We start from the raw sequence: 14,824 nt of genomic DNA, 5'->3' as shown, positions 1-14,824 counted from the left end.
AAAGTAGGTGAGATCAATTGAGAAAATATAAGATCCTTTTAGTTGATGACGAGATCAGTGTGATTAATTCTATTAAGCGTGTTTTGGATAATTTAAATTATAATATATATTCTACAACCTATCCTGAACAAGCTTATGATTTATTGGATACCCATAAATTTGATCTTGTTATATCGGATCAGAGAATGCCGAAAGTATCAGGGATCGACATATTAAAGTATTCAAAAAAAGTGTCTCATAATACGGTTACGATATTAATTACAGGTTACGCTGATCTTGATGTAGTCATTTCCGCTATCAATGAAGGTTCTATCTACCGATATATATCAAAGCCATGGCAAAATGATGATCTTGTAAAAATAATAGAAGAGTCGATTGATTATAAACAAAGAATGGATCAGAAAGATACGGCCTTAAATCTGTTGTTATCAAAGAATAAAGAATATGAAAATATTGTGCACCAATTAAGAAATAAACTTAGCAAAACAAATAGGCAGGTTAAAAATACTTTACTTAGAATAATGCAAGCAAGGGATATGAAACTATTCACACATTCCAAAAATGTAGCATGTTATTCATTATATATTGCAGACTTATTAAATCTGTCCAACAAGCAAAAATTGACACTTCAATATGCAGGTTTGTTTCATGACATAGGTAAAATAGCAATTAGGGATAAAATATTATTCAAACCTGGTAAACTAAGTGAAGAAGAATATACAGAAATGAAATATCACCCGTTGATAAGTTCATATATTTTAAATGAAATTGATTTTATGAAAGAAGTTGTAGAAGTCGTTCTTCAACACCATGAAAGAATTGATGGTCTAGGATATCCCCTAGGTCTAACAGGTGACGAAATATTATTTGAATCTAAAATCCTTTCAGTTGCTGATGCTTATGATGCTATGATTTCTGATCGTAATTATCGGAAAGAAATGTCACAAAAAAAAGTGCTTGAGATTTTACAAAATGGAATTGGAAAGCAATTTGATGAGAATATTGTTAACACGTTTATAGAAGGATTGTTAAATGAAAAAAAATTTCCTCTTTGCAAAATCGGGTATTTGTAGGAAGGTGTTAAACTGTGGAACAAAATACTGTATTATTTGTGGATGATGATGTAAACGTATTAAACTCTTTAAAAAGAGGGCTGATAGACGAAAATTATAGATGTTTGTTCGTCGATAATGCTAAGGAGGCTTTTAAATTATTAGATCAGGAGGATATTAGTGTTATTGTCACTGATATGAGAATGCCCGAGATAAATGGGTTGGATTTACTTAAGAAAGTAAAAGAATCCCATCCCCACATCATTAGAATTGTTCTTTCCGGCTATACCCAATTACCTCAAGTTTTAGCTGCGGTTAATCAAGGAGATATTTATAAATTTATAACAAAACCATGGGATTTGGACAAAGATTTGATTCCAACTATTAGAGAAGCAATAGAATACTTTAATTTAATGAAAAAGAAGGATTTATTGAGTGAAGATTTAAAAAGAAAAAATGATTCTTATCGCAGAATTATTGAATTAACTAGAAATCGATATGATCTTTTTCATGAAAATATAATGAAAATTGATGAGATTGGAACCTATGTTTTAAGAAACATCAAACAAAAAGCTATAGAGGAAATAGGTCAACAAAGTAAATTTGTTAATATGATAGAGATTTATGAAGGTTTATATCGAGGTTATGTCACAACGCTACCAAGCAAGAATATGGATTTTGATATAAATAAATTTGTTAATGAATTAAATCACTATTTTTCTACCGAAGACCAAACTAAACATCTCAAAATAAGGCTAGAAGGAAAGAGTGATTTTAGATGTCAAGGGAATTATAAACTATTAACCTTTATTTTATTTGCTTTTTATAGATATTTACTTAAATATCATATTGCAAATGAACTACCGGTTACTTTGACTATAGAAGATTTGCATCAAACACTAAGGTTAGATTTTTTTTCAATGGTTATGTTAAAAGAACCAGACATCATCAATAAAAGTTTAAATGATCAAAGCCAAAATATTTTAGATGATATGAACATCATTCGTTCGTTTTTGGAACAAATATCTAAAAGTTTAAATGGATCGTTTACTGTATATGAAACCAAGGGGAATATATATACGAAATTACAATTCATTATTAAAAAAGCTTAATACTTGTATTTGGCCAGTATAGATAAACCATATTCATCAACTAACAGATGTACCACAATTTGTCTAAGAAATCTCAGTCCATCCGTCAACAATTAGTGAAATTTGCGATTAAAAAAGGGTTACTAGAATTAGATGAGTAAAATAGATTATGGTGCAATTGCGTTTCGTGATATAATAGAGTGATTAAGTTTAAGGGCGGTGTTGAAATGGATTTGGACAAGCTTTTTGAAGGGATCTATGCCATTCAAAAGCAAATTAAAGGTTTTCAACAGGAAATGAGAGAAGAGATCACAGGGATTAAAGGTGAAGTCTCAGAAATTAAAAGAGACATCAAGAATATTAATGAACGCTTAGATCGTATCGAGGCTAGTTTAGAACTTCTTGCCAATCGTCAATTCAAGCATGAAACTGAGATTGAAGTGATGAAAAAGAAGTTTTTCACAAGGGTATAGCGGAATGCAAACTTGAAATGAAATGTAGGTACCGATGTCTTAAGTGAGACGAGAGGTACCTTTTTTTATTACATAAAAGTGATTCATATCCTTCTATAAGGAAAAAGTAAAAGCACAAGAAGGCTTGGAAGCAAAGCTTAACCTTCTATGTTCATTCCCTTTCGATTGAATAGGGATTACTATTGAAAAATCTAGCAAAAATAAATTAAGATTGTACGTGATACCTAAAAACAAAGAAAGGAGGCAATGAATGAACGAAAGGCAAAAACAACTCCTTATATTTCTTTTAAAACAGGATCGTTATGTCTCTGTAGTAGATTTAGCAAAGACTCACCACTGTTCCGAAAAAACCATTAGAAACGATTTTAAAGAAATCGATCGCTGGCTTGCAAAATATGAAGTTCAATTAATAAGAAAACCAAACTACGGTGTTTATTTGTTGGCAAATGAGGATGAAAGAAAAAGAATTCTAAATGAAATTGGAAAAGAGAATATTTTAACTGATGATGAAAGAAAAAAAGAAATAATCAAAATACTGCTTTTACACAACAAAGAGATAACCATTCAAGATTTAACCAAAAACTTTCATGTGAGTAAAGCGATGATTAGGGAAGACTTGGAGTATATTGAAAAATGGCTCCATCGTTTCGGTATGCATCTGATGCGAAAGAGAAAAGCTGGCGTGAAAGTAGAAGGAGAAGAACGGGAACAGCGGATTGCTTTAGCTAATATTATCGATGAGACTTCTTTTGAACCCTATGAAATTGCATTCGTAAAAAATCAACTTGCAAACTTGGAAGAATCATTTCCTTTTTCTTTCACCGATGAGGCTTTAGAACAACTCACTCTTCATATTATGCTTGTCATTAAGCGAATGAAACTAGGAAAAACCATAAAAATGGAGGAAACAGAATTAAACAACATTTATAAGTTGAAGGAATATCCCTTTGCCAAAGAATTAGCTGAATGTTTAAAAAAGTCCTTCGTTGTTGATTTTCCCCCTTCAGAAATTGCTTATATTGCTTCCCATCTCGCAGGTGCAAAAATCCGTTACGAGGGATTGGAAAAAGAAGGAGGGATTAACAGGCTCAATCCCATTACCCTGCAATTTACGAAATCTTTAATTGAAGAAGTGGCAAAGCTGACAGGAGAAAATTTTTTGAATGACAGGGAATTATTTATGGGATTAGCTTTTCATTTGCAATCGGCTTTAAACCGAATCAAATATCGTTTGCCCCTTACAAATCCCATGCTTCATGATATTAAAAAAATGTATCGTTACATGTTTGAGGTAATTTTATCTGTCTTATCTGCTATTGAGAAAAAAATCAAGTTATACATTCCTGAGGATGAAATCGCTTTCATCGTTTTGCATTTTCAAGCTTCATTAGAAAGGCTCAAACAGAAAAATGGAAAAAGAAAAAAAGCAATCATTGCCTGCCATATGGGCATAGGCATGTCCCAATTATTAAAAACAAAATTAGAAAGAAAATTTAATTTTTTGGAGATTGTAGATGCTGTTTCCGTTTCCAATTTACAAAAAAAGATAAAAGTGAAGGAACCTGATCTGATCATAAGCACTGTTCCCATAACGCATATGGATCTGCCAATTATAACGATAAGTCCCCTATTATCTGAATCAGAGCAAAGGAAGTTGGAACAATTTCTCTTACAATTAGATAAAAACAAACTTTCTAAATATTCTACCTTAAAAAGGTTCATTCAAAAAGAACTTCTTTTTTTACAGATGGAAGAACAAACTCCCGAAAAAATTATTGAATATTTGGCAGATCAATTGATAAAAAAAGGGTTTGTGACTTCAAACTACAAAGAAAGTGCAATCCAAAGAGAGCAAATTGGCTCAACTTTTGTTGGCGGGGAAATGGCCATTCCTCACGGAGATCCAAATGAGGTTTTCCAATCAGTGATCGCAGTGGGAAGATTAAAAGAGGGAGTCAATTGGAATGGGGAAAAAGTTAAATTGGTCTTTATGCTGGCGACAAAATTAGGAAAAACAGAACAAATCCAATCCCTTTTTCACGAAATTGCTTCCCTTGTTGAAAACGAAGAAGATCTAAAACGTTTAAAAAGCGCAAAAACGGCAGAAGATTTTCTAAACTTTTTTTAAATTGGATTTTACCGTATATTCCGGAAAAAGATTGTCCTTATTTCCTGTTTTTTTGATGTATAAAAGAATTAGGAAAACGTTTTCAACAACATCTTACATCAAAAAATAGGAGGGGTATAAATGAAACTACTTGCTGTGACTTCATGTCCAAATGGAATCGCTCACACCTATATGGCTGCTGAAAAATTAGCGAAAACAGCAGAAGAAATGGGTGTGGAAATCAAAGTAGAAACACAAGGTTCCATTGGTGTAGAAAATGAATTAACAGAAGAAGAAATTAAACAAGCAGACGGGATTATTATCGCCGCTGATAAAACGGTGGATAAAAAACGATTTGAAGGCAAAAAATTGATCGAGGTTGCTGTTGCTGAGGCTATTAAAAATCCAGAAGGTCTCATTCAACGATTTATAAATGGTGAAGTTGAAGTTTATGGTAAAAAATTGAAATCCGTTGAGGAGTTTAAAAATGAAAGAAAAGCAAAACAAAACCCTATTTACCGTCATTTAATGAACGGAGTTTCTTATATGATTCCTTTTGTCGTCATTGGTGGTTTACTTATCGCTTTATCTCTTGCAATTGGAGGAGAACCTACTGCAAAAGGACTACAGATTCCGGAAGGCTCTATTTGGAATTCTATTCTTAATGTTGGAGCTACAGGGTTTATGTTTATGGTGCCTATTTTATCTGGATTCATCGCAGTAAGTATTGCTGATCGTCCTGGTCTTGCTCCAGGTATGGTTGGGGGCTATATCGCAGCAACGGGAAGTTTTTATGGTAGTACAGCAGGCGCTGGATTTATCGGTGGAATTGTCGCTGGTTTTATTGCGGGATATGTTGTTAAATGGATCAAATCTTGGAAAGTACCAAAAATGATTCAACCGATTATGCCCATTCTGGTTATTCCCTTACTTACAACGATCCTTGTTGCCTTTATTTTCATCGCTATTCTTGGTAAACCCATTGCGGGAGTCATGGAAGGTCTCACCCAATGGTTAAATGGAATGCAAGGGGCAAGTTCCATTATCTTAGCATTAATTTTAGGGGCAATGATTGCGTTTGATATGGGTGGCCCAGTTAATAAAGTGGCATTTCTATTTGGTTCAGCTATGATTGCCCAAGGAAATCCTTATATTATGGGGCCAATTGCTGTTGCTATTGCTGTTCCACCTCTTGGAATGGGATTGGCAACCCTGTTAAAGAAAAAGAAATATGAAAAGGAAGAATTAGAGGCGGGAAAGGCTGCCCTTGCAATGGGTTTAGTCGGAATTACAGAAGGAGCTATTCCTTTTGCGGCAAAAGATCCTTTGCGCGTGATCCCAAGTATTATGGTAGGCTCCATGGTTGGTGCTGTTATTGCCATGGTAACTAAAGTTGCAGATCATGTTCCCCATGGAGGTCCGATTGTTGCCGTATTAGGTGCAGTCGATAACTCGTTGATGTTCTTTGTTTCCATTATTGTTGGTGCCATAGTGACTGCGTTTATGGTAAATAGTCTGAAAAAGAACGTTGAGGAGTGAAAAGCTTGAAAATCACAGAACTTATTACAGAAGATCTTATTCTATTAAATGTAAACGGTGAGACAAAAGAAGAAGTTATCCTAGAAATGGTGTCATTACTTGACGAAAAAAGACTTCTAAACGATAAAGATCAATTTGCTGAAGCTGTTTTTCAGCGAGAAAAAGAAGGGACAACGGGGATTGGTTTTCATATTGCCATTCCCCATGGAAAATCTGATGCTATAAAAAAACCTACCGTAGTTTTTGGCAAAAAGATGATAGGTGTGGATTGGGATAGCTTCGATGACACAAAAGCAAAACTCATCTTTTTAATTGGTGTTCCAAAGACAAATGCAGGAGATGAGCATCTAAAGATCCTGCAAATGTTGTCTAGAAAATTAATTGACGATGAATTTCGGGAACAATTATTACATGCCGAAACAAAAGAAGAGATTATGGATCTGTTGGAACAAATCTAAGGGGAGCTCTCCCCTTTTTTTGTTAAAATGAAAATGAAATCGAAAGGAGTACTTCTATGGATAAGTCTCTTTTAGAACCAATTTTTTTGCAGCCTGTTTTTAAAGAAAGGATTTGGGGAGGAACCAAATTAAAAACCATGTTTGGCTATGACATTCCAAGCAGCAAAACTGGAGAATGTTGGGCCATTTCTGCTCATCCCAATGGACAAAGTATAGTCAAAAACGGTGCGTTTCAAGGAATGATCTTAGGAGATTTATATCAAGCACATAGGGAACTTTTTGGTTATTTAAAAGATGAAAAATTTCCTCTTTTAATTAAAATTTTAGATGCTAACGATGATTTGTCTGTTCAAGTTCATCCTAATGATCAATATGCTAACGTACATGAAAACGGAGAATTTGGAAAAACAGAATGTTGGTATGTTATTGATTGCCCCCAAGATGCAAAGCTTATATATGGCCATCACGCAAAAAACAAGCAAGAACTCATTGAAATGATCGAAAGGAAAGAGTGGAACAAGTTTTTACGTAAGATTCCCATTCATTCGGGTGATTTTATCTACGTTCCTAGTGGTACGGTTCATGCGTTGACAAAAGGAACTGTTGTCATTGAGATTCAGCAAAGCTCAGATACTACTTATCGCATCTATGATTATGATCGAAGGGATGATAAAGGAAGGCTTCGTGAATTGCATTTGGACAAGGCAATTGATGTGATTACCGTGCCCCATCAAGATCCTGTTTTCCAACCAAAAGAGATAGAAGAAGATGCGATTAAAATCACAACATTTATCTCCAATCAAATTTTTACGGTGGAAAAATGGGAGGTTCAAAGAGAAGCAAGAAAGACGCAAAACCAATCTTTTATGCTTTTCAGCGTTCTAAAGGGAAATGGGTATATCAGCAAAGGAGAGAAGAATTATCCCTTTACAAAAGGTGATCATTTCATTTTGCCTTATCAATTTGGTGAATATGAAATCAGAGGAGAGGTAGAACTAATTGTTTCTTACTAGAATAAACAGGATTATTTTTGCATTCAATCATTGTTTAATTTCAAAGTCATGTTACTTATATAAAGCTTTGAACGAGCAACTTAAGCTCGATCGAAGCTTTTTTAACGCATAGGAAAGTTTAACTACATTAATGTAATAATGCGAAGTTAAACTTGAATTATCGGCATAAAGAACTTCCAAGTAAAAAGTTGCGACTTTAGTGAAGTGACCCCTGTCAAGTAGACAGGAATAAAAGCATACTTCTTTTTTCTGGCATTCCAAAACCACACAACTCTAAATAATAAATATCTCGGAAATCTTAGATACAAAACCTAAAATATATCAACTAATGCATAATTCTTAATGAACCGCCGTATACAAAACGGTACGTACGGTGGTGTGAGAGGATGCTGAATAAAATAATTATTTAGCTCCTACTCGATCCTCGTAAAAAAAGTACATATTTCTTTGTGAGGAAAAGAATACTAACCAAAAAATGTGTATTTTCCAACAAAGGAGAATGAAGTATGACAAAGAAAAAAGTACCGCCACTATTAAAAAAGTGGACCTTCTTTCAACACGAAAAAATTCGCTCAAAAGATGGTTGGAGCGAAGTTACACCTTATGATCGCGATATGGAGAAAATCTATCGCCGGCGTTGGCAATATGACAAGTTTGTCCGTACCACTCATGGAGTGAATTGTACAGGTTCTTGTAGTTGGAAAGTGTTTGTGAAAGATGGGATTATTACCTGGGAAAACCAATACCTTGATTATCCCTCAACAGGACCTGATATGCCAGAATTTGAACCAAGAGGATGCCCAAGAGGGGCCACATTCTCATGGTATACCTATAGTCCGTTGAGAATTAAGTACCCTTATGTTCGCAGTGTTCTTTTAAAACTTTGGCGTGAAGCGATGGAGAAAAATGGCCACAATCCAGTTGAAGCATGGAAAAGCATACTAAGTGATCCGGATCAGAGTAAGGCATACAAACAAGTTCGGGGGAAAGGGGGATTTGTACGAGCGACTTGGGATGAAGTTAACTTGATGGTTGCCTCCTCAATGATTCATACCATCCAAGAATATGGGCCTGATCGAATCGTTGGATTTTCTCCGATACCAGCGATGTCCATGGTTAGCTATGCAGCAGGTGCAAGATTCCTTAATCTAGTCGGAGCCCCTATCTTAAGTTTTTATGATTGGTATGCTGATTTACCTCCGTCATCTCCGCAAATATGGGGAGAACAAACGGATGTACCTGAAAGCAGTGATTGGTATAACTCGGGGTATATTCTTATTTGGGGTTCAAATGTTCCGCAAACGAGAACACCTGATGCCCATTTTATGGTTGAAGCTCGTTATCGTGGGGCAAAGGTAGTAGGAATTAGTCCAGACTATGCCGAGTATATCAAGTTTGCTGATAACTGGCTAGCTGTCAATCCTGGAACCGATGCCGCTTTAGGAATGGCGATGACACATGTGGTACTCAAGGAATTCTATGTTGAAAAAGAAACCGAATTCTTCACAGATTATGTAAAAAAATACACCGATCTCCCATTCTTAATCAAATTGAAAAAACGGGGAGAAAACTATGTGGCTGATCGCTTCTTAGTGGCTAGTGAGTTGGGATTGCCATTTGTGAAAGCAGAATGGAAAACGGTGATGTTTGATAAGAACTCTAACCATTTTGTTGTACCAAATGGCACAATCGGTCATCGTTGGGATGGAAAAGACAATTGGAATCTCAAATTAGAAGATACAGAAAATGGTATTTCCAATATTGATCCATTATTAACGTTATTAGGAAATCATGATGAAGTAGTCATGGTTGATTTTCCTTATTTTGGTGAAGAGAAAAAGGAAATCCTGCATCGTGCCGTCCCTGTTAAGAAAATTGAGCAAAAAGGGGAAAACGTCTATATTACGACGGTCTTTGATTTGTTGTTGGCTAACACGGGAATCGATCGGGGATTACCTGGAGATTATCCAAAGGATTATGATGATCCAGCTCCATACACACCTGCGTGGCAAGAAGCGATTACAGGTGTGGATCGTAATCTTGTGATTCAGATTGCACGAGAATTCGCCCAAAATGCCATCGATACCAAAGGCCGTTCCATGATCATTATGGGTGCTGGAATTAATCACTGGTACCATTCGGATATCATTTATCGTTCGATTTTGAATCTAGTGATGTTAACAGGGTCCCAAGGAAAAAATGGCGGTGGATGGGCTCACTATGTAGGTCAAGAGAAGATTCGCACATTTGAGGGTTGGCAAACGATTGCAATGGCTAGAGACTGGGGAGGACCGCCAAGACTGCAAAACGGAACGTCGTATTGGTATTTTGCTACCGATCAATGGCGGTATGATGAAATACCAGTCAATGACTTAGTTTCACCATTGGTTGAGAAGGCTCGTTTCCAGCATCCAGCCGATTATAACGTATTGGCTGCACGCTTGGGATGGTTACCTTCTTATCCTCAATTTAATCAGAATTCATTGAAATTAGTAGAGCAGGCCAAACAAGCAGGGGCAACGGAAAAAGAACAAATTGTTCAGTATATCGTTGATCAATTGAAACAAGGAAAATTGAAATTTGCCATAGAAGACCCTGATGATCCGCAAAATTTCCCCAAAGTATTCTTTTTATGGCGGGAAAATCTCTTACAAAGTTCAGGAAAAGGCCATGAATTTTTTTTAAAACACTTATTGGGTACTCATCATGGGGTCTTAGGGGAAGAGAGCACAAACCTAAAACCAAGTGAAATCATCTGGCGAGAAGAAGCACCACAGGGCAAAGCAGATCTGATCGTCAGTTTAGATTTTCGTATGGCGGGTACCCCCCTTTACTCTGATATCATTCTGCCAGCAGCAACTTGGTATGAAAAATATGACATTAGCAGTACGGACATGCATCCATTTGTCCATCCATTTAATCCGGCCATTGATCCGCCATTTGAAGCAAGGCCGGACTGGGATATCTTCAAAGGAATCGCAAAGACATTCTCGGAATTGGCAAAAACATACTTATCAGGAACCTATAAGGATATTGTAACAACCCCATTACTTCACGATTCTCCTGATGAGATTGCTCAGCCATTTGGACGAGTACCCGATTGGAAAACAGGAGAATTTGAGCCTGTACCTGGTCAAAACATGCCACGGATTCATGTTATGGATCGGGACTTTACCAAAGTTTACGATAAGATGATCAGTTTAGGACCATTGGTAAAAGAATCGATCGGCGCTCATGGGATTGCTTGGAAAGGAGAAGATGAATATATCAGGTTGCAAAACTTACTTGGAACGAGTGACAACGAAGAATTCTCCGAATGTCCAAGCTTATTTAGCGCTAGAGATGTAGCCGAAGCAATATTAGCTTTATCCAGTACGACCAATGGTAGAGTGGCCATGAAATCATGGGAAGCATTAGAAAAGAAAACAGGGGTTCAGTTAAGTGATATCGCAAAGGAAAGGGCCGAAGAACGTTTTTCCTTCTTTGATATTTCGACTCAACCAAGAAAAGTGATCTCTTCTGCTGTATTTAGTGGAAATATAAGTGGAGAACGTCGATATTCTCCTTTTACTGTCAATGTGGAACGACTTGTACCGTGGCGAACATTAACTGGACGGCAACATTTTTATTTGGATCATGAATTGATCCTCGAATTTGGGGAGAATCTGCCCCTTTATAAACCGACGTTGCCAAAGAAACCATTTTATCCGAATGACCATCGTCCAAGAACCAATGAGAAAGAGATTACATTGCGTTATCTGACACCTCATCACAAATGGTCTTACCATACTACCTTTTATGATACCTTACCCATGTTAACGCTGTTCCGTGGGGGACCGCATGTCTGGATGAATATCAAGGATGCAGAAGAAGCAGGGATTAAGGATAATGATTGGATTGAATTGTACAACCGAAACGGGGTGGTAACAGCAAGGGCTGTAGTAAGCCACAGAATGCCGCAAGGTACGGCATATATGTACCATGCACAGGATCGAACTATCAATATCCCAGGATCGCCAACGACAGGAGAACGGAGTGGATCCCATAACAGTTTAACAAGTCTGCATTTAAAACCCACCCATATGATTGGGGGTTATGCACAACTTAGTTATGGGTTCAATTATTACGGAACTGTTGGAACGCAACGAGATGATAAAGTGATCATCCGCAAACTGGAGGAGGTGACTTGGTTTGACGATTAAAGCACAGTTTGGAATGATCATGAATTTGGATAAATGTATTGGTTGCCATACATGTAGCGTAACTTGTAACAATGTGTGGACCAACCGCAAAGGTGCCGAATATATGTGGTGGAATAATGTAGAGACCAAACCAGGTATCGGTTACCCAAAAGAATGGGAGAACCAAGAAAAACATAAAGGGGGATGGACTCTTCTTGATGACCGTCTGGAACTGAGAGCAGGGGGAAGAAGTAAAAAACTGGCACAAATCTTTTATAACCCCAATCTTACACCAATTGATGATTATTACGAACCATGGACCTATGATTATGAAGAATTAACCAAAAGTCCATTGCAAAAACATCAACCCGTTGCTAGACCTAAGTCTTTACTTACAGGAGAGTATATGGAATTAAAGTGGGGGCCTAACTGGGAGGATGACCTAGCAGGTGTCTACCTCACAGGTGACCGAGATTACAATATGCGGGGATTGGAAGAAAAGATCCGGTTTAAGTTTGAACAAACTTTCATGATGTATTTGCCCCGTATCTGTGAGCATTGTATCAATCCTTCCTGTCTCGCTTCCTGTCCATCAGGAGCCATTTATAAACGAGAAGAGGACGGAATTGTCCTTGTTGATCAGGAGGCATGCCGGAGCTGGCGATTCTGCGTTTCCGGATGTCCATATAAGAAGACCTATTTTAACTGGAATACACAAAAAGCGGAGAAATGCACGTTCTGCTATCCAAGAATTGAGGCTGGACTTCCAACTGTATGTTCGGAAACTTGTGTAGGCCGTCTCCGTTATATTGGAATTGTCCTTTATGATTCAGACCGGATTAAAGAAGTCGCCTCTGTCAAAGAGGAAAAAGATCTATATGAGGCTCAGTTAGGAATGTTCTTAGATCCCAATGATCCAAAAGTGATTGAACAAGCAATTCACGATGGGATTCCAAAGGATTGGATTGAGGCGGCAAAACGTTCACCAATCTATAAATTAGCAGTGGAGTATAAAGTGGCACTGCCTTTGCATCCTGAATTTCGTACATTGCCGATGGTTTGGTATATTCCACCTTTAAGCCCAATTATGAATGCTTTTCAAGGAAAAGGCGAGGAAGAGAAAAACGTTCTTTTCCCGGCGATTGATCAATTACGCATTCCAATTGAATACTTAGCCAATCTCCTTACTGCAGGGGACACAGAAATTGTCCGCAATGTACTGAAAAAGATGGTGGCCATGCGTCAATATATGCGTGCATTAAATATCGGAAAAGAACCGGATCCTGAATTACTGAAACCTTTCGGATTTACTGATCGAAAAATGCAGGAGATGTATCGTCTTTTAGCGATTGCAAAATATTCGGACCGCTTCGTAATCCCGGCTGCACATCGGGAAAACACAGGGGATTTGCAAGAGGAGCAAGGCTCTATAGGGTTATCGTTTATGGAAGGTTGTCAAACGTGTAGTACAGAATACAATCCTGAGATGGATGACCACCAATTTCGACTTGAGGTGAGAGAATGAAGGAACAATTTCAATATATAATGAAACTATGCTCCCTATTCTTGCAGTATCCTGATTCAAGTTGGGTTAGAAGTGAAGAAATCAAGGAAATGCTTGACTTGATCGAAGATGGACCAATCAAAGAATCACTTCTTTCCTTTAATGGTTATCTATCAGAACACCTTATCGACCAACTTTGTGAACACTATGTCAATACCTTTGATTTGAATGACAAAACCACGCTTTATCTGACCTATTATCAATTAAAGGATCAAAAAGAGAGAGGTCAGGCATTACTTCAAATAAAAGAGATATACAGTAAGGCAGGGTTGGAGATAAATAGCACGGAGCTGCCAGACTATCTGCCCATGATATTAGAGTTTATAGCGATTGCACCAACTGAAATTGCTCAGGAAATGATGATCCAGCAAATGCCAAACATGGAAAAATTAAATGAAGAATTAGTAAAAAATCAAAATCCATACCGGTATATCCTTCAGGCTTGCTTAATGACCATTCAAACAATGATGCAGCCAAATCGGTCAGAAAGGTTGGGAGGTGTTTCATCATGACATTACTGGATCAATTTTTATGGGTGATATTTCCCTATGTGACCCTGACCATTTTTATTTTAGGTCATATCTACAAGTATAATCGTGATCAAATTGGCTGGTCTGCACGTTCCAGCGAGATCATGGAAAAACGTTTATTACGTGTCGGCAGTCCACTCTTTCATTATGGGATCATTTTCGCCTTTTTTGGACATGTGGCAGGAATTCTCATTCCTAAATGGGTTTATGAAGCCTTAGGAATTCCAGATGAATTGTATCATCTTGGAGCAGTAGTCATTGGAGGTTTAGTGGGAATTATTGCACTAGTGGGGTTAGTCATTCTCGTGATTCGTCGGATGACGGTTTCAAGAATCCGTCTATTTACACAACGAATGGACTGGGTTACGGAGCTTGTTCTACTATTGGTCGTTTTTCAAGGGGTTTATATAACCGTTATTCGTAACTTCCTTATTGGGGAATTTGACTATAGAAACACTATTGGCCCTTGGTTCCGTAGTCTTTTTACCTTCTCACCAGATCCAACCTTGATGAAGGATGTTCCTGTAAGTTTTCAAATTCATGTTCTTTTGGCATTTTTGCTATTTGCAATGTGGCCATTTACACGCTTGGTTCATTTGTGGAGCCTGCCGCTTGAATATTTGAAGCGAAACTATATTAGTTATCGGAGTTTGAATTTTTTAAGGACATTCAAGATTAGCAAAGCGAAAAAGTAAGGCAAGATTTGTTTCCTAAATGATCAAAGTTACGTTTGTGTACAAGTTTAAAAATCAGGTGAGGGGTTCTTCAACTCCCCCTGGTTTATTTTATAAAAACGACATTTACGTAAGACTAGGG

At 37.1% G+C, this 14,824-nt stretch carries 9 protein-coding genes and 1 pseudogene; all 10 read left to right on the top strand.

Features of this window, described 5'->3' with window-relative positions; genetic code table 11:
- The first annotated feature begins 17 nt into the window (after positions 1-17).
- The 10 genes and pseudogenes from ACMW72_RS02260 to narI all read left to right on the top strand — a co-directional run bounded on the left by ACMW72_RS02260 (position 18) and on the right by narI (position 14,703).
- The gene (locus ACMW72_RS02260; RefSeq protein WP_418367199.1) at positions 18-1,073 is read left to right on the top strand and encodes an HD domain-containing phosphohydrolase; all 1,056 of its coding nucleotides are present in this window, start codon (positions 18-20) and stop codon (positions 1,071-1,073) included.
- Between the two features lie 14 nt (positions 1,074-1,087).
- Entirely contained in the window at positions 1,088-2,164 is a 1,077-nt protein-coding gene (locus tag ACMW72_RS02255; RefSeq protein WP_418367198.1) for a response regulator, read from the top strand.
- A gap of 206 nt (positions 2,165-2,370) precedes the next feature.
- Positions 2,371-2,616: a hypothetical protein gene (locus ACMW72_RS02250; RefSeq protein ID WP_418367197.1), complete on the top strand. Its 246-nt coding sequence runs from the start codon at positions 2,371-2,373 to the stop codon at positions 2,614-2,616.
- Positions 2,617-2,866: 250 nt separating this feature from the next.
- The gene (locus ACMW72_RS02245; RefSeq protein ID WP_418367196.1) at positions 2,867-4,744 is read left to right on the top strand and encodes a BglG family transcription antiterminator; all 1,878 of its coding nucleotides are present in this window, start codon (positions 2,867-2,869) and stop codon (positions 4,742-4,744) included.
- Between the two features lie 120 nt (positions 4,745-4,864).
- Positions 4,865-6,720, top strand: a pseudogene (locus ACMW72_RS02240) (fructose-specific PTS transporter subunit EIIC).
- Positions 6,721-6,776: 56 nt separating this feature from the next.
- On the top strand, positions 6,777-7,733 hold the full coding sequence (manA, locus tag ACMW72_RS02235; RefSeq protein ID WP_418367195.1) for a mannose-6-phosphate isomerase, class I: 957 nt from the start codon (positions 6,777-6,779) through the stop codon (positions 7,731-7,733).
- Positions 7,734-8,239: 506 nt separating this feature from the next.
- Positions 8,240-11,935, top strand: a complete 3,696-nt coding sequence (locus tag ACMW72_RS02230; protein ID WP_418367194.1) for a nitrate reductase subunit alpha — start codon at positions 8,240-8,242, stop codon at positions 11,933-11,935.
- The gene (gene narH / locus ACMW72_RS02225) at positions 11,925-13,439 is read left to right on the top strand and encodes a nitrate reductase subunit beta (RefSeq protein ID WP_418367193.1); all 1,515 of its coding nucleotides are present in this window, start codon (positions 11,925-11,927) and stop codon (positions 13,437-13,439) included. The genes ACMW72_RS02230 and narH overlap by 11 nt, the downstream gene beginning before the upstream one ends.
- Positions 13,436-13,990 (top strand): nitrate reductase molybdenum cofactor assembly chaperone, encoded by a 555-nt coding sequence (gene narJ, locus ACMW72_RS02220; protein ID WP_418367192.1) that lies wholly within the window; start codon positions 13,436-13,438, stop codon positions 13,988-13,990. The genes narH and narJ overlap by 4 nt, the downstream gene beginning before the upstream one ends.
- Positions 13,987-14,703: a respiratory nitrate reductase subunit gamma gene (gene narI / locus ACMW72_RS02215; protein WP_418367191.1), complete on the top strand. Its 717-nt coding sequence runs from the start codon at positions 13,987-13,989 to the stop codon at positions 14,701-14,703. Before narJ ends, narI begins: the two co-directional genes overlap by 4 nt.
- Positions 14,704-14,824 lie beyond the last annotated feature (121 nt).

This window comes from Tepidibacillus sp. LV47, from assembly GCF_048381575.1.
Lineage (GTDB): Bacteria > Bacillota > Bacilli > Tepidibacillales > Tepidibacillaceae > Tepidibacillus.
The sequence above is the reverse complement of the archived record's forward strand: the minus strand, read 5'-3'. Positions and strand labels throughout refer to the sequence as shown.

Excerpts from the sequence above, each read along its gene's own strand:
- narI (WP_418367191.1), top strand. The coding sequence starts at position 13,987 with ATGACATTACTGGATCAATTTTTATGGGTGATATTTCCCTATGTGACC.
- ACMW72_RS02250 (WP_418367197.1), top strand. The coding sequence starts at position 2,371 with ATGGATTTGGACAAGCTTTTTGAAGGGATCTATGCCATTCAAAAGCAA.
- narJ (WP_418367192.1), top strand. The coding sequence starts at position 13,436 with ATGAAGGAACAATTTCAATATATAATGAAACTATGCTCCCTATTCTTG.
- ACMW72_RS02245 (WP_418367196.1), top strand. The coding sequence starts at position 2,867 with ATGAACGAAAGGCAAAAACAACTCCTTATATTTCTTTTAAAACAGGAT.
- manA (WP_418367195.1), top strand. The coding sequence starts at position 6,777 with ATGGATAAGTCTCTTTTAGAACCAATTTTTTTGCAGCCTGTTTTTAAA.
- ACMW72_RS02230 (WP_418367194.1), top strand. The coding sequence starts at position 8,240 with ATGACAAAGAAAAAAGTACCGCCACTATTAAAAAAGTGGACCTTCTTT.